This is a genomic window from Burkholderia sp. JPY481, assembly GCF_038900515.1.
GTDB lineage: Bacteria > Pseudomonadota > Gammaproteobacteria > Burkholderiales > Burkholderiaceae > Paraburkholderia > Paraburkholderia youngii.
In genome coordinates, this window is sequence record NZ_JAYMRT010000001.1 from 596,727 (window position 1) to 618,196 (window position 21,470).

Annotated in this window: 18 protein-coding genes, 1 tRNA gene and 1 pseudogene; 9 read left to right on the plus strand and 11 right to left on the minus strand. The window is 64.0% G+C overall.

Annotation, left to right across the window (positions count from 1 at the left end; all coding sequences use genetic code 11):
- Positions 1-144: 144 nt before the first annotated feature.
- The gene (locus VSR82_RS02745) at positions 145-492 is read right to left on the minus strand and encodes a hypothetical protein (protein ID WP_026228693.1); all 348 of its coding nucleotides are present in this window, start codon (positions 490-492) and stop codon (positions 145-147) included.
- A gap of 83 nt (positions 493-575) precedes the next feature.
- Here VSR82_RS02745 and VSR82_RS02750 point away from each other — a divergent pair.
- Positions 576-1,503, plus strand: a pseudogene (locus VSR82_RS02750) (porin).
- A 212-nt stretch (positions 1,504-1,715) separates the two neighbouring features.
- Here the strand turns inward: VSR82_RS02750 and VSR82_RS02755 are convergent.
- The 6 genes from VSR82_RS02755 to cysS form a co-directional block, all read right to left on the minus strand.
- A tRNA-Ser gene (locus VSR82_RS02755) sits at positions 1,716-1,809 on the minus strand.
- Positions 1,810-1,989: 180 nt separating this feature from the next.
- On the minus strand, positions 1,990-3,240 hold the full coding sequence (locus VSR82_RS02760) for an aspartate kinase (RefSeq protein WP_018435472.1): 1,251 nt from the start codon (positions 3,238-3,240) through the stop codon (positions 1,990-1,992).
- 415 nt (positions 3,241-3,655) lie between these two features.
- Positions 3,656-5,128, minus strand: a complete 1,473-nt coding sequence (tilS, locus tag VSR82_RS02765) for a tRNA lysidine(34) synthetase TilS (protein WP_429458845.1) — start codon at positions 5,126-5,128, stop codon at positions 3,656-3,658.
- 53 nt (positions 5,129-5,181) lie between these two features.
- A complete protein-coding gene (locus VSR82_RS02770; RefSeq protein WP_368586095.1) occupies positions 5,182-6,153 on the minus strand; it encodes an acetyl-CoA carboxylase carboxyltransferase subunit alpha in 972 nt (323 codons plus the stop codon).
- 128 nt (positions 6,154-6,281) lie between these two features.
- On the minus strand, positions 6,282-7,385 hold the full coding sequence (locus tag VSR82_RS02775) for a DNA-3-methyladenine glycosylase family protein (RefSeq protein WP_429458843.1): 1,104 nt from the start codon (positions 7,383-7,385) through the stop codon (positions 6,282-6,284).
- A 47-nt stretch (positions 7,386-7,432) separates the two neighbouring features.
- The gene (cysS, locus tag VSR82_RS02780) at positions 7,433-8,830 is read right to left on the minus strand and encodes a cysteine--tRNA ligase (RefSeq protein WP_368586093.1); all 1,398 of its coding nucleotides are present in this window, start codon (positions 8,828-8,830) and stop codon (positions 7,433-7,435) included.
- Positions 8,831-9,080: 250 nt separating this feature from the next.
- On the opposite strand from cysS, the gene VSR82_RS02785 reads away from it, so the two are divergent.
- From VSR82_RS02785 to VSR82_RS02800, 4 genes are all read left to right on the plus strand, one after another.
- Positions 9,081-9,884 (plus strand): tetratricopeptide repeat protein, encoded by an 804-nt coding sequence (locus VSR82_RS02785; RefSeq protein WP_429458841.1) that lies wholly within the window; start codon positions 9,081-9,083, stop codon positions 9,882-9,884.
- Positions 9,885-9,934: 50 nt separating this feature from the next.
- Positions 9,935-10,516 (plus strand): peptidylprolyl isomerase, encoded by a 582-nt coding sequence (locus VSR82_RS02790; protein ID WP_429458839.1) that lies wholly within the window; start codon positions 9,935-9,937, stop codon positions 10,514-10,516.
- Between the two features lie 138 nt (positions 10,517-10,654).
- Positions 10,655-11,149: a peptidylprolyl isomerase gene (locus VSR82_RS02795; RefSeq protein ID WP_368586091.1), complete on the plus strand. Its 495-nt coding sequence runs from the start codon at positions 10,655-10,657 to the stop codon at positions 11,147-11,149.
- 63 nt (positions 11,150-11,212) lie between these two features.
- The gene (locus VSR82_RS02800) at positions 11,213-12,010 is read left to right on the plus strand and encodes a UDP-2,3-diacylglucosamine diphosphatase (protein WP_368586090.1); all 798 of its coding nucleotides are present in this window, start codon (positions 11,213-11,215) and stop codon (positions 12,008-12,010) included.
- Positions 12,011-12,055: 45 nt separating this feature from the next.
- On the opposite strand, the gene cysE is transcribed toward VSR82_RS02800, so the two are convergent.
- The 3 genes from cysE to VSR82_RS02815 all read right to left on the minus strand — a co-directional run bounded on the left by cysE (position 12,056) and on the right by VSR82_RS02815 (position 14,329).
- Positions 12,056-12,898, minus strand: coding sequence for a serine O-acetyltransferase (cysE, locus tag VSR82_RS02805; RefSeq protein WP_429458836.1), 843 nt, complete (start codon positions 12,896-12,898; stop codon positions 12,056-12,058).
- Positions 12,899-13,156: 258 nt separating this feature from the next.
- Entirely contained in the window at positions 13,157-13,987 is an 831-nt protein-coding gene (locus tag VSR82_RS02810; RefSeq protein WP_368586088.1) for an RNA methyltransferase, read from the minus strand.
- Positions 13,988-14,095: 108 nt separating this feature from the next.
- Positions 14,096-14,329, minus strand: a complete 234-nt coding sequence (locus VSR82_RS02815; RefSeq protein ID WP_429458834.1) for a hypothetical protein — start codon at positions 14,327-14,329, stop codon at positions 14,096-14,098.
- Here VSR82_RS02815 and VSR82_RS02820 point away from each other — a divergent pair.
- The 4 genes from VSR82_RS02820 (at position 14,324) to VSR82_RS02835 (ending at position 20,935) form a co-directional block, all read left to right on the plus strand.
- Positions 14,324-15,127: an inositol monophosphatase family protein gene (locus VSR82_RS02820; protein WP_429458832.1), complete on the plus strand. Its 804-nt coding sequence runs from the start codon at positions 14,324-14,326 to the stop codon at positions 15,125-15,127. The two genes, VSR82_RS02815 and VSR82_RS02820, sit on opposite strands and share 6 nt — an antisense overlap.
- A 212-nt stretch (positions 15,128-15,339) precedes the next feature.
- Positions 15,340-16,638 carry a lysophospholipid transporter LplT gene (gene lplT, locus VSR82_RS02825; protein WP_429458830.1) on the plus strand — a complete coding sequence of 433 codons (1,299 nt, stop codon included), beginning with the start codon at positions 15,340-15,342 and terminating at the stop codon, positions 16,636-16,638.
- 207 nt (positions 16,639-16,845) lie between these two features.
- Positions 16,846-19,533: a DNA mismatch repair protein MutS gene (gene mutS / locus VSR82_RS02830; RefSeq protein ID WP_429458828.1), complete on the plus strand. Its 2,688-nt coding sequence runs from the start codon at positions 16,846-16,848 to the stop codon at positions 19,531-19,533.
- Complete coding sequence (locus tag VSR82_RS02835; protein ID WP_429458826.1) at positions 19,520-20,935, plus strand: hypothetical protein; 1,416 nt, start codon at positions 19,520-19,522, stop codon at positions 20,933-20,935. Before mutS ends, VSR82_RS02835 begins: the two co-directional genes overlap by 14 nt.
- Here VSR82_RS02835 and VSR82_RS02840 read toward each other — a convergent pair.
- On the minus strand, positions 20,915-21,457 hold the full coding sequence (locus VSR82_RS02840; protein ID WP_013089763.1) for an FKBP-type peptidyl-prolyl cis-trans isomerase: 543 nt from the start codon (positions 21,455-21,457) through the stop codon (positions 20,915-20,917). The two genes, VSR82_RS02835 and VSR82_RS02840, sit on opposite strands and share 21 nt — an antisense overlap.
- Between the last annotated feature and the right edge of the window lie 13 nt (positions 21,458-21,470).

Consider the following 21,470-nt stretch of genomic DNA (forward strand, 5'->3'; position numbering starts at 1 on the left):
ATTCTACCCAATTAGCTTGCGCGATCTGGCGGGCGACTGCGACGAAATGCATCGACTGTCGATGCTTCAGCCCAAAAAACGAAAACCGCCCTCGAAGGGCGGTTTCGGTGTCGCTGCGGCCAGTTAGCGCGCCGCGGTGCCGGCTCAGTGCCAGCCGCGATGCTGGTCGTAGTGACCGTGACGATAGTCGCCGTGGCCCGGCGGATGGTGGCGATACCAGTCGTCGCGCGCCCAGTAGCGATGGCCGTCCCAGTAACGGTCGCCATGCCAGCCGATCACGATCTGCGGACCGCCGTAGTACACCGGAGCCGGCTGGTAGACCACGGGAGGCGGCGGCGGAGGCGGCGGTGCGTAGACCGGCGCCGGTGCGACGTAGACCGGCGCGGGAATGCCGATATTGACCCCGACGTTGAGCCCCGCGGCCATCGCGGCACCCGATGCAGCCAACGTCAACACCCCGAGCATAAGTGGAACAAGACGAGCGGACTTCATTGATCACCTTTGTACGAACATGTTTTGTTGGCGGAAATATAACGCAAGGCAGCAACGCGCGTATTTCAACTTTGTAATAACTGATGCTGAAAATCGCCTCAAAGGCGCGGCGTAATGTCTGGTTACATGCGCTATGCGGCGGTGAAAAAGCGCCGTCGGCGGGCCCGGGGGCTGCGGGTCTGGCGGGTCTGCCGCAAACGAACATTTCATTTTCGAAAGAACATTCATGCAGCGGCACGAAGGCGATCTTCCGGCTCCAGAGCGGCTTCAATTCGCTGAGCGGCGCGCAAAGCACCGCGGGCTACCTGTCCAACCGCCAGGCCGATGTCGGCCTCGCGAACGACCGCTAAGGCACCGTGACGCCAGTACACGCCCTACTTCCAGGTAGTCGGCGCACTCGGACCGACCGGCGTGCTGACCGGCGCGACCGGCGCGCACCCCTGGCGATCTCGACGCCCTCGACACGACACTGCGCTCAATAATTCGGTTACCTATCTATCACCGACGATCGCGGGTCTGCGGGCAAGTGCGCAGTACGGTCTCAGCGGCGTTCACGGCAGCGTTGCGAACGGCAGCCTGTTCAGCGGTGCACTGCCGCTACACGTGGCACGATCTGATGTTGGGCCTCAACTACTCTAATGTGCAGGACGCACCGGGCCACGGCTCGCTGTTCTTCGACAAGGCGGTATTCAACACTTTACGGCGCGTTCGCGACGTACCGGCTCACGCCGAGCGTGACTGTCGACGGCGGCTATAGCTTCACGCAGGCAAGCGAGACAAATCACATCACCGACCCGGCGCACTATCATCAAATCTCACTCGAACAGACCTATAACCTGTCGGCGCGCACCAAGCTGTACGCGCTCGAGGCCTATCAACATGCAAGCGGCAAATCGCTGATCGCGTCGGGCAGCGGTGTGACCGCCGCCGACGCGCTCGCGGTGGAACACGACGCCGTCGTCGTGCCAGTCTCTGTTCGTCGGTATGGTGGGGTTGCGGCAGGCGTTCTAAGCGGCGCGCGTTCAGAGAGACAGCAGTGATCAGGATGCCTGCATAACAGGACAATCCCGTCGACATCACTGCGTGGCGCCGCCGATTCAATGCAAGCAACAACTCACCTCGTCGCCGCGCAAAGCTTGGGCAGTGAGAGAAAACGAAACGACGGTCGCCGAAAAACAAAAACCCCGCAGAGCCTAGACTCTGCGGGGTTTCGCCACCATTGCTGGCGGAGACGGAGGGATTCGAACCCTCGATCCAGGTTTTGGCCCAGATGCTCCCTTAGCAGGGGAGTGCCTTCGACCTCTCGGCCACGTCTCCCAAACTTTCTGTCGCACAGGGAGTCAGTGCGACGAAGCCAAGATAATAGCGGGCCGGGCCGATAAGGTCAATGTCTCGCGAACATTTTTTGTGCCAACGACGCGTCCCGCGACGCAAATCGTTCACATGAACGCCACAAAACAAACGGGGCGCTCTAGAGCGCCCCGTTTTTTCCGCCATTTATGCCTGATCGAGTTCGAAGGCCTTATGCAGCGCGCGCACTGCGAGCTCCATGTACTTTTCGTCGATCAACACCGAAATCTTGATTTCAGAGGTCGAGATCATCTGAATGTTGATGCCCTCTTCCGACAGCGTGCGGAACATCTTGCTCGCGATGCCGACGTGCGAGCGCATCCCAACGCCGACCACCGACACCTTCGACACCTTCGGGTCGCCCAGCACCTGCTCGGCCTGCACGTGGGCCTTCACCGTGCCGGTGAGGATTTCCATTGCGCGCGCATAGTCGCCGCGGCCAACCGTGAACGTGAACGCCGTCTTGCCCTCGACGCTCTGGTTCTGAATGATCATGTCGACGTCGATATTCGCGTCCGCCACCGGGCCGAGAATCTGATACGCGATGCCCGGCTTGTCGGGCACGCCCATCACGGCGATACGAGCTTCGTCGCGCTGGAACGCGATGCCCGAGATGACTGCTTTTTCCATGGTCTCGTCTTCTTCAAAAGTAATCAGGGTGCCCGACTTCATTTCGTCGTCGAGCGGCATCAGCGGATCGGTCAGGCTCGACAGCACGCGCGTCTTCACCTGATATTTGCCGGCGAATTCCACCGAGCGGATCTGCAGCACCTTCGAACCCAGGCTGGCCATTTCCAGCATTTCTTCGAACGTCACGCGGTCGAGCCGGCGCGCTTCTTCAACGACGCGCGGGTCCGTCGTGTACACACCGTCGACGTCCGTGTAGATCAGGCACTCGTCGGCCTTCAGCGCAGCCGCGACCGCGACCGCCGAAGTGTCCGAGCCACCGCGGCCGAGCGTCGTGATGTGGCCGTCGGGGTCGATGCCCTGGAAGCCGGTGATCACGACCACCCTACCGGCCGCGAGGTCTTGCTTGACGCGCTCGCCGTCGATGTCGCTGATGCGCGCTTTCGTGAACGCGCTATCGGTTTTGACCGGCACCTGCCAGCCTGCGTAGCTGACCGCTTCGACGCCGGCTTCCTGCAGCGCGATCGCGAGCAGACCCGAGCTCACCTGCTCGCCGGTGGCGGCGATCATGTCGAGTTCACGCGGGCTCGGTTGAGTCGTGATTTCTTTCGCGAGGCCAAGCAGGCGATTGGTTTCGCCGGACATTGCCGAGGGCACGACGACCATCTGGTGGCCGGCCTTGTGCCATTTCGCGACGCGCTTGGCGACGTTCTTGATGCGCTCGACCGAGCCCATCGAGGTGCCGCCGTATTTGTGTACGATGAGTGCCATTGTCGTTCTGAACTGGAAGATAAACCGCGCTGGCGCGCTGGAGACGACCGCACAGAAAGCACAGGGGCGCAACGTCTCGTGAACGGCGGCAAAGTGTGTGGCGGCGTAGATGCAGCACGCGTGCAGCACGCGCGGATTTGCCCGGGATGAAATCGCAAATGGCTGATCGGATTTGAACGGCGACGACGGATCACGCACGCCTGCCGGCACTAACGACCGATAGCGACAAAAGCGACGGCGAAATCGGGTCGGGCAAACAAGCTAAAGTACATGATTAGGCGCAAAAAGACAAGACGCAGAGAGCGTTCAAATGCGTCAAATCAGCCCCGCAATGGCCTGTTTTATCGTTGATTTGCGCCCTATTTCACTATTTCGACATGCGCACGCGCGGCATGCGCGACTGCCCGACCGGCACTCAGGCGATCAGCAGATCTTCGCGCCATGCGATTTTCACGCGCGGTTCGTGCTCGGATGCGTCGCGCACCGTCCCACGATTCACGCCGATCAGCGGCACGAACAGCAGTTCATCGCCGACGTAAAGCAATGGCACGTCGCGCTTCCATGCGGGAATGCCGCGCTCCTGAAACAGGTTCTTCAGCGTGCGGCTCGGCGCATTCGACGCACCGACGCGCATGCGTTCGCCGCCGCGGCGCGCCCGCACGCTTAGCGAAGCGCGTTGCAGGACGCCGACGGGAACGGTATCCGATGCTTCGTCATGTGGCGCTTCGGGCGATGCGTCTGCGACGTCGGAGGCAGCGGCTGCATCCACCAGCGCGAACACGAACGTGCCCCGCCATTGCGGCAGATGCCAGACCTCTTGCCCCTGCCACGCGAGTTCGCTGATCTCGCGCTCCACGAGCGCGGTTTCGTCGGCGGGCTCGCTGCTGTCGCCGGCCTCCCAGTAGACGAGGCCGCGATAGCTGCGCAACGCATGCCCCGCATGATCGATACGCAGACGATGTCCGTCCTGCCCCGCACCGACTTCGCGCAACTGCCGCAGCGCATCCGCGACACGTGCGCTCGATGCGGCGATGAAGCCGAGCGTACGCATCCAGTAGCGCAGCAGATTCAGCGCGCGATCGTCGTCGAGGGCAAGCAGCGCGTCGTGCGCGAGCGCGCGTCCTTCATCGCGCGCCGCGCTCTCCATGTCCGCGCGCGCGAGCGTATCGAGCAAGCGCTGCGCGGATGCCGCATGCGCGGCCGTGCGCGCGAGCGCATCGCGAAAGCCCGGAAAGTGCACCGCGAGGACCGGCATCACCTGATGACGCAATGCGTTGCGCGCGTACCGCATGTCCGCATTCGATTCGTCGTCGATCCAGCGCAGCTTTCGCGCGCTCGCATAGCGTTCGAGTTGCGCGCGCAGCAGATGCAGAAGCGGCCGCATACGTGTCGTCGACGCACCCGTCGGCTGCGAGCCGGGCGCCATCGCCGCGAGCCCTGCGAGACCGGCGCCGCGCAGCAGTTGCAGCAGCACGGTCTCGGCCTGATCGTCCGCATGCTGCGCGAGCCATAGCGTGCTGATGTCGTGCGCTGCGCACATCGCGTCGAGCGCGCGATAACGCGCGTCGCGTGCCGCGGCCTCGATGCTCACGCCCGGCGCGCGGGAAACGTCCACGCGTCGCGCGTCGAATTCCACGCCACGTTCGCGCGCGAATACCTCGCAATGCGCGAGCCACGCATCGGCATTTGGACTCAAACCATGGTGCACATGCAGCGCGACACAACGCGACGCACCCGCGACGCGCACCGCCGCATCGAGCAGCACGCTGGAATCAACCCCGCCGCTGAATGCGAGCGCAATCCGCGCGTTCGGATCGAGCCCGGACAGCGCCGCGCCGAGCGCCTCGATCACGAGGCGCTCGGCGGATGAGTCGGCGGTGGTGGTCACGTCGTTAGCGCGGAAAGCGCCGGTGGACGATAGAGACAGGTCAACGCGCGGGCTTATGCGCCCGGCGTCGTTTCCTTGAATTTGCCGTACGCCATCAGCCGTTCGAAACGGCGTTCGCGCAGGTCGTTGGTGCTCATACCCTGGAACTGGCGCAGCGAATCGGCGAGCGCACGGCGCAGCATCGCGGCCATGCCCTTCGGATCGCGATGCGCGCCGCCGAGCGGCTCGTTGACGATCTTGTCGATCAGACCGAGCGCCTTCAGGCGATGCGCGGTCAAGCCGAGCGCTTCCGCTGCTTCCGGCGCCTTTGCGGCACTTTTCCACAGAATCGACGCGCAACCCTCCGGCGAAATCACCGAGTAGGTCGAGAACTGCAGCATCAGCACGCTGTCGGCCACTGCGATCGCGAGCGCGCCGCCCGAGCCGCCCTCGCCGATGATTGTCGCAATCACCGGCGTCTTCAGCTCGGCCATCACGTACAGATTGCGGCCGATCGCTTCGGACTGGCCGCGCTCTTCCGCGCCGATGCCGGGGTACGCGCCCGGCGTGTCGATGAACGTGAAGATCGGCAGGCCAAACTTCTCGGCGAGACGCATCAGACGCTCGGCCTTACGATAGCCTTCCGGACGCGGCATGCCGAAGTTGCGCAGCGCGCGCTCCTTGGTGTCGCGGCCCTTCTGATGACCGATCACCATGCACGCCTGACCGTTGAACCGCGCGAGACCGCCGACGATCGACAGATCGTCCGCGAAGCTGCGGTCGCCATGCAGTTCATGGAAGTCGGTGAACAGCTCGCTCACGTAGTCGAACGTGTACGGACGCTGCGGATGACGGGCGATTTGCGAAACCTGCCAAGGTGTGAGGTTCGCATACAGATCTTTGGTGAGCTGCTGGCTCTTCTTGGACAGCCGCTCGATCTCTTCCGAAATATCGACGGCCGAGTCGTCCTGCACGAAGCGCAATTCTTCGATCTTCGCTTCGAGTTCAGCGATCGGCTGTTCGAAATCCAGAAACGTGGTCTTCATTGGTTGTAATCCTTGGACTTACCGGGCAGCGCGTATTCTAACCGCGCGAGCCGATGTCAAAACCATTTCTCAACTATCGACATGATATACACGATAGCCTTTGAAACGGCTTCGCTTCCTGTTCTTCTTCAGTAGTCGACCGGCAACGGATCGAGACTACGCCACATGTACCAGGTCGCCACGGTGCGCCACGGCTCCCAGTTCGCGGCAACCTCGCGCGCTTCGCTGCGCGTGACGGGTTCGCCGCTGAAATAGTTGACGCTGATCGCGCGGATCAGGCCGAGGTCGTCGAGCGGCAGCACGTCGGGACGCGACAGGTTGAAGATCAGGAACATCTCCGCGGTCCAGCGGCCGATGCCGCGAATCTGCGTGAGTTCGGCGATCACCGCCTCGTCGTCCATCGACGTCCATTTGCCAACATGCAATGCGCCCGACACGAAATGCCGCGCGAGATCGAGCACGTACTCGGCCTTGCGTTTCGACAGACCGCACGCGGTCAGCTTCTCGAGACCAAGCCTGATGAACTGCTGCGGCACGAGCTTCGGACACGCGGCTTCGACCTTCGCCCACACCGCCTGCGCCGACGCGACCGAAATCTGCTGGCCGACCACCGAGCGCGCAAGCGTGACGAACGGATCGCCACGACTCAGAAGATGCACGGGGCCGAACTTCGGAATCAGCTTTTTCAGAATGCGATCGCGCTTGACGAGGTCTGCACACGCCTTATCCCAATACGCGGGACGCGTGACTTCAGGCGCGAGGCCGCCGATCTGCACCGGCACCGCGACTTCGTTCGCGAGCGATGCGACACCGGCCGCTTCGCCGCCGGCGCTGACCGTGCTCGCCGAGGTGGCCGACACACGCGTCTTGCGCACGACTTCGCCTGCGTTGGTATCGCGTGCGAGTTCCTGCACGTCTCCGGCCAGTTCGGCCGGCACTGCGCCATTGCCCTTCGTCGGCGAGGCCGTTTTCGCGCGCTTCGCGGCCGGCGCGTGCGCGGCTTCAGTGCCCGCGCCGCCCGCACCATTAAGCGAGCGTTTGACCGCGCTCTTCTTTGCCGCGGCCGAGCCGGCTTTCGCCGCCCCGCCCGCTTTCGATGACGCTTTGTCTATCGCGCCATCTCCCGCGCGAGTCGACGCACGCGTCGACTTGGCTGCGGCTGCCGATGCTGCGGCAGCCGCACTGGTTTGAGACGCCGCGCGTTTAGCCGGCGTCTTCGTGGCCGTTGCCATCCTGCCTCCTGCCTGGCGAGTCGTTCAGAGGGAAGTACGAGGTGCGCTCACACGCGCCGCCACTCGGTCAACCCGCCGGGTTTGTCTTCAAGGGCAACGCCGGCCTCGAGCAATTCAGCCCGGATCCGGTCTGCTGCCGCATAGTCCTTTGCCTGCTTGGCGGCGATGCGCGCGGCGATCTTCGCTTCGATCGCGGCGGGCTCGAGCGCGCCTTCGGCTGCAGCACCCGCTGCCTGCTGCAGGTACGCACGCGGTTCGCGTCCAAGCAGCCCGAGCACCGCGCCAAGCGCGCGCAATTGACGGGCCAGCGCTGGGTCGCGCGTGCGATTCACTTCAGTGGCCAGTTCGAACAGCACCGATACCGCCACCGGCGTGTTGAAGTCGTCGTTCATCGCTGCCTGGAAACGCTGCGCGTACGCTTCGTTCCAGTCGAGCGCGGCATTATCGGGTGTCACGTCTTTCAACGCCGTGTATAAACGCGCGAGCGCATTGCGCGCGTCGTCGATATGCACGTCGCTGTAGTTCAGCGGCGAGCGGTAATGTGCGCGAGCGATGAAGAAACGCACCACCTCTGCATCGTACTGCGCGAGCACTTCGCGAATCGTAAAAAAATTGTTCAACGACTTCGACATCTTCTCATTGTCGATCTGTACGTAGCCGTTGTGCATCCAATAATTGACGAATGTTTGTCCGGTCGCGGCCTCGCTTTGCGCGATCTCGTTTTCGTGGTGCGGAAACTGCAGATCCTGACCACCACCGTGAATGTCGAACTGTTCGCCGAGCAGCGTGCAGCCCATCGCCGAGCACTCGATGTGCCAGCCGGGACGACCGCGCCCGTACTTCGAATCCCAGCCGGTGTCGGCCGGTTCATCGGGCTTCGCCTGCTTCCACAGCACGAAGTCGAGCGGGTCCTGTTTCGCGTCGTTGGCCGCGACACGTTCGCCCGCGCGCAGGTCTTCGAGCGACTTGCCCGACAGCTTGCCGTAGCCTGCGAATTTGCGTACCGCGTAGTTGACGTCGCCGTCGCTCGCCTGGTACGCGTAGCCGTTTTTCTCGAGTGCCTCGATCATGCCGAGCATCTGCGGAATGAAGTCGGTCGCGCGCGGCTCGATGTCCGGACGCTCGATGCCGAGCGCGTCCGCGTCTTCATGCAGCGCGGCGATGAAGCGATCAGTCAGCGATTTGATAGTTTCACCGTTCTCGACTGCACGCTTGATGATCTTGTCGTCGATATCGGTAATGTTGCGCACGTAGGTCACGTTGTACCCGAGCGCGCGCAACCAGCGCTGCACGATGTCGAACACGACCATCACCCGCGCATGACCGACGTGACAATAGTCGTACACGGTCATCCCGCAGACGTACATCCGCACGACACCTTCGCGCAGCGGCACGAAAGTCTGTTTGTCACGCGCGAGCGTGTTGTAGATGCGCAGAGATTCCATAGAGAGCGGTGCGTGGGCCGAAAGAAGTCCGCATTGTGCTTCATGCGCGTCGCGACCCGCGAAACCAACAGGACAACGGGTGCGTCGCATACAGCTTAAACCGGCGCACCTCGTGCGGCGATCAGGCTGCAGACGATACTGCGAACCGGGCGGAGACGGCCACGAGTGGCGAAAAGACAGTCGGCGGTTCGACGGAACGCGCAGACCTTTTGTTAGAATGGCTCGGAGTATAACATCCAGACCTGAGCCTATGAAACACTCCAGCGGCCGCGCGCGCAGCGCTGCGACCCTCGCCGCGATTGCGTTTGGCGACGTTGTCGGCGGCGTTGTTGGCGGCGTTACTTTCGAAGCGGCGCGCGCCCTCGCGTGGCGAATCACTGTCGTTGCCGCGCTTGCCGCGGTGCCGGTTGCGAGCGCTTATGCGCAGAAGGCGGCGGTGATGCCGCAAGGCCCCGCCGTGCGTGACAACACGCCCGAAATCGACGCGTCGATCGCGCAGAAAAACTGGCAAGCCGCGCTGACCCAACTCGATGCGCGCGTCGCCGCGAACCCGCGCGACGCACAAGCGAAATTCAAACGCGCAAACGTGCTCGTGCATCTGAATCGCGACGACGAAGCGATCACCGCGTTCACCGAACTCACGCAGTTGTATCCCGAGTTGCCCGAACCGTACAACAACCTCGCCACGCTGTTCGCGAGACAAGGCCGCTTGACCGAAGCGCGCGCCGCGCTCGAGATGGCCACCCAGGTCAATCCGAACTACGGTCTCGCGTTCGAGAACCTCGGCGACCTCTATCTGCGCCTCGCCGATGCCGCGTACCGTCGCGCGGAAAGCCTCGGCAAGGCTAGCCCGAGGACCGCGCAGCGTCTCGCGGACATCCAGAAGGTCGTGTCGCCCGCTGTGCCCGTTGCCGCGGCGTCGCAGCCCGCTGCCGAGCAGACGACCGGGCCCGCCGCGCACCCCACGTCGAACATTACCGACAGCCCGAGCTTCCAGTTCGGCGGCCCGAACGGCTCGCTCGCCATGCCGCCGTACATGGCGCCGTCGCGCTGAGCGCCGGGCTCTTTGCCTGCCGCACGTTTTCTCCAACCCCGAGGATTTTCATGAAATGGTTGATGTTGGCGCTCGGCAGCGCCGCCCTGATCGCAAACGCACCCGCCTATGCGCAGTCCGGTTCGCAGGCCGCTCATCCTTCCGTGCTGTTGAAGACGTCGGAGGGTGACATCCGCGTCGAGCTGTATCCCGAAAAGGCGCCAAAGACGGTCGCGAACTTTCTCGACTACGTGAAAGCCGGCCAATATAGCGGCACGATCTTTCATCGCGTGATTCCGGGCTTCATGATCCAGGGCGGCGGCTATACGCAGAGCTTCGCCGAGAAGCCGACGCGCGCGCCGATCCCGCTCGAAAGCCGCAACGGTCTGAAGAATACCGCCGGCACGATCGCGATGGCACGCACCAGCGACCCGAACTCCGCCACCGCGCAGTTCTTCATCAACACGGTGGACAATGCCAATCTCGACTACCCGAATCCGGACGGCAACGGCTACGCGGTGTTCGGCAAGGTCACGAGCGGCATGGACGTCGTGAAGCGCATCGAAGCCACGCCCACCACCACGCGCGGCCCGATGAGCGATGTACCGCAGAAACCGGTCGTGATCCAGTCGGCGACGGTGGTGAGCAAATAACAACGAACGGGCGGGCGCACGAGCAAGCGAATCCGCGCGGCCGAAGCCCGGCCCCAACCAACGCCCCGGCGCGGCCTGTCGTCAACGCATGACGACGCGACGCGCCTTTTATCCACCTGTTCATCAAAGGATTCCATCATGGTTGAACTGCATACGAACCACGGCGTCATCAAACTCGAACTGAACGCCGAAAAGGCGCCGAAGTCGGTCGAGAACTTCCTGAACTACGTGAAGGCCGGCCACTACGACAACACGGTGTTTCACCGCGTGATCGACGGCTTCATGATCCAGGGCGGCGGCTTCGAACCCGGCATGAAGCAGAAGCCGACGGCCGAGCCGATCAACAACGAGGCGAACAACGGTCTGAAGAACGAGAACGGCTCGATCGCGATGGCACGTACCAACGACCCGCATTCGGCGACCGCGCAATTCTTCATCAACGTGAACGACAACGACTTCCTGAACCACTCGTCGCCGACGCCGCAAGGCTGGGGCTACGCGGTGTTCGGCAAGGTCGTCGAAGGCATGGACGTGGTCGAGAAGATCAAGAAGGTCAAGACAGGCTCGAAGGGCTTCCATCAGGACGTGCCGGTCGATGACGTCGTGATCGAAAAGGCTGTCGTCGTCGGCTAAGCCGTGAGTGAGTCGCGCCCCATGCGGGCGTCGACTCGTTTGAACTGACATCAGGCACCTTCAATGCTGCAAGAGACGCCGCTGCGAAGCGTCGCCGCGGGCGTGCCAGGCGAGGGCCCACACCCGCACGCCGCGCGCCCTTTTTTCTTCCTCTCCGATCTGCATCTGAGCGAGGCGATTCCGCGCACGGTCGCCGCGTTCGAGCACTTCATCCGCGTGAACGCTGAAGCGGCCGACTCGGTCTTCATCCTCGGCGACCTGTTCGAATACTGGGTCGGAGACGACATGCTGGGCGAGCCGTTCGTCGCCCGTATTGCGGCGCTGCTGCACACGCTGTCCGAGCGCGGTATCGCGCTCTACATCATGCACGGTAATCGCGACTTTCTGCTGGGCAAGCGCTTCATGAAAGCTGCCGGTGCGATCTGGCTGCCCGATCCATTCGTGATCACCGCGTTCGGCACGCGCATTGCGCTCGCCCATGGCGATGGGCTGTGCACCGCGGATCGCGGCTATCAGTTGTTCAGGTGCTTCGCGCGCAATCGACTCGCGCAGACACTGTTTCTCGCGTGGCCGTTTCGCTGGCGTCGCAAGCTCGCCGAGAACATGCGCTCGAAGAGCGAGCACGGCCGCACGCGGCCAATGTCGATCAAGTATGACGTGACCCCGCGCGGCGTCGCCACGCTGTTCAGGAAATCGAAGACCGCGACGATCATTCACGGGCATACCCATCTGCCCGCGCGGCATCGCGAGCCGGGCGGCACGCGTTGGGTTCTGCCAGACTGGGATCTCGATCACGGCGAGCGCCGTGGCGGCTATCTGAAGATCGATGCCGACGGGATTCGGGCGTTGCCGCTGGATTGAACCGGTAAGTACGGCGTGCGCTTCGCGCTGTCGAAGCGCCGATATCTAGCGCTCCGCCGCCACCCCTTCCACCTTCCCCGCGATCGCCGCCGATAGACGCCGCAAGTCGAGCAACGCCGCGTCCGCGCCTTGCAGCCCTTCGAGGCTGGTGCCGAGCCGCTCGAGCGCATCGACGATTTCATCGATACGCCGCGCCTGGGTAGCCGCATGATCGATCAGACCGTGAATCGCGAGCGAAACAGGATCGTCCGCGTTGGGCGTAATGCCGTATGCGCAGAACGCGCTGATTTCGCCGCCACGCTTCGCGTCGCGCGCGGCGTTGTTTGCATTCGCGTTCGCACCGTTGGCGCCGTTCGCGTCCGCGGCGACCGACGCCGGCACGATGATGCGCGCCGGATTGCCGACCGCCGTGCCACGCGCGGGCACCGGCTTTGTCACCACGGCGTTCGATCCGATCTTCGCGTCCGCGCCGATCGTGAAACTGCCGAGCACTTTCGCGCCCGCACCGACGATTACGCCACGCTCGAGCGTCGGATGCCGCTTCGCGCCGCGAGTGAGCGACGTACCACCGAGTGTCACACCTTGGTAGATCGTGCAGTCGTCGCCGATCTGCGCGGTCTCGCCGATCACGACGCCCATGCCGTGATCGATGAACACGCGCCGCCCGACGGTCGCGCCCGGATGGATCTCGATACCGGTCATGAAGCGCGCCATCTGCGACACGAAACGCGCGAGCCAACGGCGCTTTGCGCGCCAACACGCGTGCGCGATCCGATGCAGCATGAGCGCGTGCAGTCCCGGATAACACGTGAGCACTTCCCATGCGCTGCGGGCGGCGGGATCGCGCTCGCGGATCGTGGCGATATCTTCGCGAAGTCTCGTGAACATGGCAGGGACTGTGTTGTTTTGGGGGAAAAACCGTCTGTGTGAGCGGGTCCGCGCGCTTTGCGCTTGCGCAGGCCTCTGCATTTCGCGCCACACGTGACGGCATGGCTGCCGCTTAGCATGGCGGCAGCTTTGTTTCTAACGTTTCGTGGATTGTAGGGCGATTGCGCGAAACCTGCCGGAAGTCCCCGTTACCGGCAAGGTTGTCGTCAGATGAACGCGGCGCAACTGGTGCGCGGCGACGGGATCGTCAACGGGCCGTCAGCCGGTCCGCCCGGTCTTGAGCAGGATGTGCTTGGCGATGCCGCGCACGATGTTGACCTCTTCGCGCTCGAGGCCCGAGCGCGCGAAGAGCCGCCGCAGCCGTGACATCAGCTTCTTCGGATTGGCCGGATCGAGAAACTCGAGCGCGACCAGTGCGCTTTCCAGATGCGCGAACATGCTCTCGATCTCGTCGCTGGCTGCCATCTGCGCGCGCGTACCGGCGGATTCGGCCGGCGCCATGCGTGCCCCTGCGGCGGGCGCATCGTCGGTCGCTTCATCGGCGCCGAGATACGCGGTGCGCAGCTCGTAGGCGAGCACCTGCACCGCCTGCGCGAGATTGAGCGAGCTGTAGGCCGGATTGGCCGGAATATGCGCGAGCGCGCTGCATCGCTCGACGTCCTCGTTCGACAAGCCCGTGCGCTCATTGCCGAACACCAGCGCGATCTCGCCGTGCATCGCCTCGGCGTGCGCGGCGGCGGCAGCCGCACGCGGTGTCCATTGCGGCGGACCGTATTCGCGCAGCCGCGCGGTCAGCGCGATCGACCAGTGCACGCCGGTCAGCGCATCGGCCAGCGACGGCACCACGTGCACGGAGGCGAGCACGTCGTCGGCGCCGCTCGCCATCGCGATCGCTTCGGGATCGTTCTGCACGTTCGGCACGCGCGGCGATACGAGCACGAGCCGCGAAAAGCCCATGGTTTTCAGCGCGCGCGCCGCGGCGCCGACATTGCCCGGATGGCTGGGCTCGACCAGCACGAAACGCGTCGACGTGAAGCCGCCGCGCAAATCGGCCACGGCGGGATCGGAGGAATGGTGGGTGTGATCCACGATGAAACTCGGCTGGCTAGAACTCAAGACGCGTATGGTAGCGCCAACGGGCGTCCGTGCGGCACATCGGCTCTACGTTAGCGAGCACCTGCGCGAGGGCGGCCGGACTCAGGTAAAATACCGCTTTTCGCGTCCGGCGCCGACGTTTGCTAAAGCCTTCGTCGAACCGGCCGCACCGTTCTTATTCAATTCGTCTCCGTCGACGGAATGCGCTCCGGTTGGATAGCCGGGCTGCCGTTCCGTACTGTTTTTTGCGTCGTTGCGGCGCCCGTTAGCGCAGGTTTCGCGCTTATTTACCGGCCGGCAGCCGTGCTGCCCCGGCACAAGGATCAGTTTATGCATCCCATGCTCAATATCGCTGTGAAGGCCGCGCGCCGCGCAGCTCAGATCATCAACCGCGCATCGCTCGATCTCGACCTGATTCAGGTCAGCAAAAAGCAGCACAACGATTTCGTCACGGAGGTCGACAAAGCGTCCGAAGCAGCGATCATCGAAACGCTGAAGACCGCTTATCCCGATCACGCCATCCTCGCCGAAGAATCGGGCAAGTCGAACGACAATTCCGAATACCAGTGGATCATCGATCCGCTCGACGGCACCACCAACTTTATCCACGGCTTCCCCTACTACTGCGTGTCGATCGCGCTCGCGCACAAGGGCATCGTCACGCAGGCCGTCGTCTACGACCCGAACCGCAACGATCTGTTTACCGCATCGCGCGGCCGTGGCGCGTTCCTCAACGATCGCCGCATCCGCGTCGCCAAGCGTGACCGCCTCGCCGACTGCCTGATCGGCACCGGCTTTCCGTTCCGCGCGCAGGACAGCATCGAATCGTACGGCCGTCAGTTCGCCGAGATGACCGAAGCCTGCGCGGGCTTGCGCCGTCCGGGCGCCGCCGCGCTCGATCTGGCCAACGTCGCGGCCGGCCGCATGGACGGCTTCTTCGAGCAGGGCCTGAACGCATGGGACGTCGCGGCGGGCAGCCTGCTGATCACCGAAGCCGGCGGTCTGGTCGGCAACTACACTGGTGATTCGGATTTCCTGCACGTCGGCGAAGTCGTCGCGGGCAACCCGAAGGTCTACGCGCAGATGATTCCGATCCTGTCGCGCTATAGCCGCACACGTCAGCAGTCGGCGTAAGGTGCACCGCCGCGGCGGAACCGCGGCCACGTATAAGAGTTGTGCAGAAAAGCGGCTTCGGCCGCTTTTTTGTTGGCGGCGCTGCGGCGTACGGGGCGGCGTGCCGAAAAGCCGCGGTGACTCGGGACGGGACTCGGCCGGGACCGTTCTGTGCTCCATCCCGCTTTGACCCTGTCCGACGTTCACCCCGGGCGCAGACTCTAACCGGCCCCATGAAAAAAGGCTTCCATACGATCATCGCGGCACAGTTCATTTCGTCGCTCGCCGACAATGCGCTGTTGATCGCAGCCATCGCGCTGCTTTCCGTAATGCGCTCGGCCGCGTGGGTTACGCCGCTGCTGCAGGTCTTCTTCACGATCTCGTACGTGCTGCTCGCGCCCTTTGTCGGCGCGTTCGCCGATTCGATGCAAAAGCGCCACGTGATGTTCATCTCCAACGCGCTGAAGGCGAGCGGCTGCCTGATGATGATCATCGGCGTTCATCCGATGATCGCCTACGGCGTGGTCGGCTTCGGCGCGGCCGCGTATTCGCCCGCCAAGTACGGCATCCTCACCGAGCTGCTGCCCGCCGAAAAGCTGGTGCGCGCGAACGCGTGGCTCGAATCGGCGACGGTGCTGTCGACGATCGTCGGCACGATGCTCGGTGGTGCGCTGATCAGCACCGTCGTCGAGCATTTCGTCACGCGCGTGCATTTGCCGCTGATGCACTCCGCCGCCGATCTCGCGATGGCCGCGGTGATGCTCACCTACGCGATCGCCGCCGCGATCAACATCTTCATTCCGGATACCGGCGCGCGCTATCCGAACCGGCTGACCGAGCCGAGCAAGCTGCTCGGCGATTTCCATCACTGCTTCCGCGTGCTGTGGGCCGACAAGCTCGCGCAGATCGCGCTGTGGGTGACCACGCTGATGTGGGGCGCCGCGGTGACGATGCAGCTGCTGGTGCTCAAATGGGCGAACGTGAACCTCGGGCTGTCGTTGTCGAAAGCCGCGGTGATGCAGGGCGTGACCGGCGTCGGCATCGCGATCGGCGCGGCGAGTGCGGCCGCGCTGATTCCGTTGCGACACTCGCTGAAGGTTTTGCCGGTCGGCGTGCTCACAGGTGCGGCGGCGATCTTGATGGCCTTCTACAACAAGGACCTGTTCCCGCCGGGCGCGGGGCTGCGCTTCGGCACGCACGTCGCGCCCTACTACATTCTGCTGGCCTACCCGCTGATGATCGTGCTCGGCGGACTGTCGGGCTTTTTCATCGTGCCGATGAACGCGGTCCTGCAGCATCGCGGCGCGACGCTGCTGTCGGCCGGTCACTCGATCGCCGTGCAGAATTTCAACCAGAACCTCGCGGTGCTGCTGATGCTCGGCGTGTACGCGCTGCTGCTCACGGCAAAGATGCCCGCGCAGTGGATCATCGTCGTGTTCGGCAGCTTCATCACAGTGCTGATGTGGCTCGCGAAACGCCGCAGCGCCGAGAACGAACGCAGAGTGGACATGCGGGCGATGATCGAGGAATGAATGCATCGGGGTGCTCCGGCAATGACCGCGCGCGGCGCGGCTCGACGGCGCAGCCCGCCGCGATCGCGTAAATCGCACGCTCAGATCGGATCGCTCATGCTGCCATCATGCTCCCGGGTTGGGTATCGTCCGTTCGGCCAGGGTCCGCTCGCCGCGCCGGCGGGTTAAACTCACGCCCTGAGCATCTACCGCAAGAAGACACGAAGGATGGGCATTCAAACCGCAGCGGCCAACGACGTCGCACAACACACGCCGATGATGCAGCAGTACCTGCGCATCAAGGCGGAGCATCCGGGCACGCTGGTGTTCTACCGGATGGGCGACTTCTACGAACTCTTTTTCGACGACGCGGAAAAAGCCGCACGCCTGCTCGACCTGACGCTCACGCAGCGCGGCGCATCGGCGGGCAATCCGATCAAGATGGCCGGCGTACCGCATCACTCGGTCGAGCAGTATCTGGCCAAGCTCGTGAAGCTCGGCGAATCGGTCGCGATCTGCGAACAGATCGGCGACCCGGCCACCTCGAAAGGCCCGGTCGAGCGCAAGGTGATGCGGGTGGTCACCCCTGGCACGCTGACCGACGCCGCGCTGCTGTCCGACAAGAGCGATGTCTATCTGCTCGCGCTGTGCGTCGCGCACAATCGCCGCGGCGTCGCGACGAGCGTCGGTCTTGCGTGGCTCAATCTCGCGAGCGGCGCGCTGCGCCTCGCCGAAGTCGCGCCCGATCAGGTCGCCGCCGCGCTGGAGCGTATTCGTCCCGCGGAAATTCTGGTCGCCGATGCCGCCGCCGACTCCACCAGCTGGACACCGCCTGTCAACGCCAGCGCGCTCAAGCGCGTGCCGGCCTGGCACTTCGATATCACGTCGGGCACGAAGCGCCTGTGCGATCAGCTCGAAGTCGCGAGCCTCGACGGCTTCGGCGCGCATTCGCTCGGCTGCGCGTGCGGCGCGGCCGGCGCGTTGCTGCTGTATGCGGCGTCTACGCAAGGCCAGCAACTACGTCACGTGCGCAGCCTGAAGGTCGAATCCGAATCCGAATACATCGGTCTCGACCCCGCCACGCGCCGCAACCTCGAACTTACGGAGACACTGCGCGGCACCGAATCGCCAACGCTGTGCTCGCTGCTCGATACCTGCTGCACGACGATGGGCAGCCGCCTGCTGCGTCACTGGCTGCATCATCCGCCGCGCGATTCGGCGGTGGCACAGGCGCGGCAGCAGGCGATCGGCGCGTTGCTCGACGCGCCGCCGGGCACCGATCTCGATACATTGCGCAGCGCATTGCGGCAGATTTCAGACATCGAACGGATCACCGGGCGTCTCGCGCTGCTGTCGGCGCGGCCGCGCGATCTGTCGAGCCTGCGCGATACCTTCATCGCGCTGCCTGCTTTGCGCGCGCAGCTCGCGGTAGTGGCAGCGAACGCGGATTCGCTTGCGCGCATCGACGCGGCGCTCGAGCCGCCGCATGCGTGCGTCGATTTGCTCAAGCTCGCGGTCGCGCAGGAGCCGGCCGCGATGGTACGCGACGGCGGCGTCATCGCACGCGGCTATGACGCGGAACTCGACGAACTGCGCGATATTTCGGAGAACTGCGGACAGTTCCTGATCGATCTCGAAACACGCGAACGCGCGCGCACCGGCATCAACAATCTGCGCGTCGAGTACAACAAGGTGCACGGCTTCTATATCGAAGTCACGCGCGGCCAGACCGACAAGGTGCCCGACGACTATCGCCGCCGGCAGACGCTGAAGAACGCCGAGCGCTACATCACGCCCGAGCTGAAGACCTTCGAGGACAAAGCGCTGTCCGCTCAGGAACGCGCGCTCGCGCGCGAACGCGCACTGTACGACGCATTGCTGCAAGCGTTGCTGCCGTTCATTCCCGACTGTCAGCGCGTCGCACTCGCGCTTGCCGAACTCGATCTGCTGGCCGCGTTCGGCGAACGCGCTCGCGCGCTCGACTGGGTTGCGCCGACGTTCTCGGCGAACGCCGGCATCGACATCGAGCAGGGTCGTCATCCGGTGGTGGAGGCGCAGGTCGAGCAGTTCATCGCCAACGATTGCTCACTCGCGACCGAGCGCAAGCTGCTGTTGATCACCGGTCCGAACATGGGCGGTAAGTCGACTTTCATGCGCCAGACCGCGTTGATCGCGCTGCTCGCATACGTTGGCAGCTACGTGCCGGCGCGGCGCGCGGCCTTCGGACCGATCGACCGTATCTTCACGCGCATCGGCGCCGCCGACGACCTCGCCGGCGGCCGCTCGACCTTCATGGTCGAGATGACCGAAGCCGCCGCGATCCTCAACGACGCGACGCCGCAAAGCCTCGTGCTGATGGACGAGATCGGCCGCGGCACATCGACCTTTGACGGTCTCGCGCTCGCGTGGGCGATCGCGCGTCACCTGCTATCCCACAATGGCTGCTACACGCTGTTTGCGACGCACTATTTCGAGCTGACGCAACTGCCCGCGGAATTTCCGCACGCAGCAAACGTGCATCTGTCGGCGGTCGAGCATGGGCATGGCATCGTGTTCCTGCATGCTGTCAACGAAGGACCGGCCAATCAGAGCTACGGTCTGCAGGTCGCGCAACTCGCCGGCGTCCCCAACGCGGTGATCCGCGCGGCGCGCAAACATCTCGCGCATCTGGAACAGCAATCGGCCGCGCAGCCCGCGCCGCAACTCGATCTGTTTGCGACGCAGCCTGCCATGCTCGCCGAAGATGCGGACGACGACCTCGAGGCGGCGAGCGACGCAACGCCTGCGTCGCCCGCAATGCAGACACTCGTCGAGCGCCTGCGCGGCATCGATCCGAACGATCTGCGGCCGCGCGAAGCGCTCGATCTGCTGTACGAACTGCATGAACTGGCCGTCGCTCCGGATGCGAACCACTGACACGCGGAGACGCCCGCCGCATCCGTGCGGGCTTCGCGCAGCGCTGCGCCACGTGCTCGCACCGGCAGGCGGCATCGTCGTGCTCGCGGCCGTGTGCGCATGGAGCGCGCCGGCGCACGCAGAAGCCTCGCGCTTCGGGTTCGCAGTGGTCTCCGACACGATGCACAGCCCCGCGGACGAAGCCGCCACGCAACGGTTGCTCGATGCGATTGGCCGCGAGCGCGATGTGCGCTTCATCGTCTACGACGGCAATCTGAAAGGGCCGAAGGAAGTTTGTCGCGACGCGTTGCTCGAGCGCCGTCAGACGTTGCTCGATAGCTCGCGCACTGCCCTCTTTTTTATCCCCGGCCAGCATGACTGGGTCGATTGCGGCACGGCGGAAGCCGGCGGCTTCGATCCGGTCGAACGGCTCGACCAGTTGCGCCAGACGCTGTTCGCCGAGCCGACCTCGATGGGACAGAACCCGATCGCCTTGACGCGCGAGAGCGAGGTGTCGCGCTTCCGTCCATTTCGCGAAAACGTGCGCTGGGTGGTCAACGAAAAAGCGAATACAAAAGGCGGCGACATCGTCTTCATCGGTTTGAACGCGCCGGGTCCGAACAATCACTACCTGAGCGCGGCCGGCAGAAACGGTGAGTTCGAAGATCGCGTGATCGCCAATGCATTCTGGCTCGAGCACGCCGCCGAATTCGCGAAGCGCCGGGACGCGCGCGCGATCGTCGTGTTCATTCAGGGTGACTTCGCCCCGGAGCGCTATGAGCGACCCGAACGGTTCGCCTGGCTGCACTTTGCGCACAGTCCGCGCCGCGACGGCTTTCTCGAATTCAAGCGCAGTCTGGTCAAGCTCGCGCAGATTTTCTCCGGACCCGTGGTCGTCGTTCATGCAGACGATGAACGGCAGGCCGGAGGTTTCGTCATCGATCAGCCGCTACGCAACGACAAGGGGATGGTCGTGACGAACTTCACGCGCATTGCGCTCGCGCCGCGTGATCGTCTTAACCAATGGATTCAAGTAGAAGCGGATTTCGGCAGGAAGCCGCCGTTCAGAGTCAGCGTGCGCGACGTGCCGAAGCAGATGCCGCTGCCCACCACGCCGCCTGTCTCGCCACCCGTATCGCCGCGTGACGAATCCGGCGCGTCGATGCCGGCTGCGCCGGAGATGCCGAATGTGGAAGGGTTCGGGCCGGGGTCGGAATTGCCGCCCGTATTGCAGACGCCTGGAGAGTCGCAGGACCAGCAGCCGCGCATCCCGTCCGACCAGGGCGGCGGCGACTATGGACCCGCGATCTCAATGCCGCCGGGGTCGATACTGCCAGCTTCGCCAGCATTGCCCGCACCGGTGCCGCCTGCCCCCGCGACGACACCGCGCACACCCGCAAGCTCAGTGCAGGGTCGGTTTTGAGTTGTCGTCTTCGTCCTCGTCTTCGTCGTCGTCGAGGACTTCGAGGCCGTCCGCGCCATGCGCGTGCTCGTGCTGGATTTCGTCTTCAGTTGCCGGACGCACGTCTTTGACGGTCAACGCGAAACGCAGCGCCATGCCGGCGAGCGGATGGTTGCCGTCGAGCACGACCTTGTCTTCGGCGACGTCGGTCACCACGTAGACCAGCGCGTCGATTTCCTCGTCGCCATCTTCCGGGGTGCCTTCGAACTGCATGCCGACTTCGAGCGGTTCCGGGAAGCGATCGCGCGGCTCGATCTTCACAAGCTCGGGATCGTATTCGCCGAACGCGTCTTGCGGCTCGAGCTGGATCTGGGTTTCGAAGCCAGCCTCGTGGCCGTCGAGCTCTTCCTCGATCTTGGGGAACGTGCCATCATAGCCGCCGTGAAGATAGACCATCGGCTCTTCGCTTTCCTCGATCAGATTGCCTTGCGCATCCGACAGCTTGTACGCGACCGACACGACGGTGTTCTTTGCGATTTTCATTCGATTCTCCAGA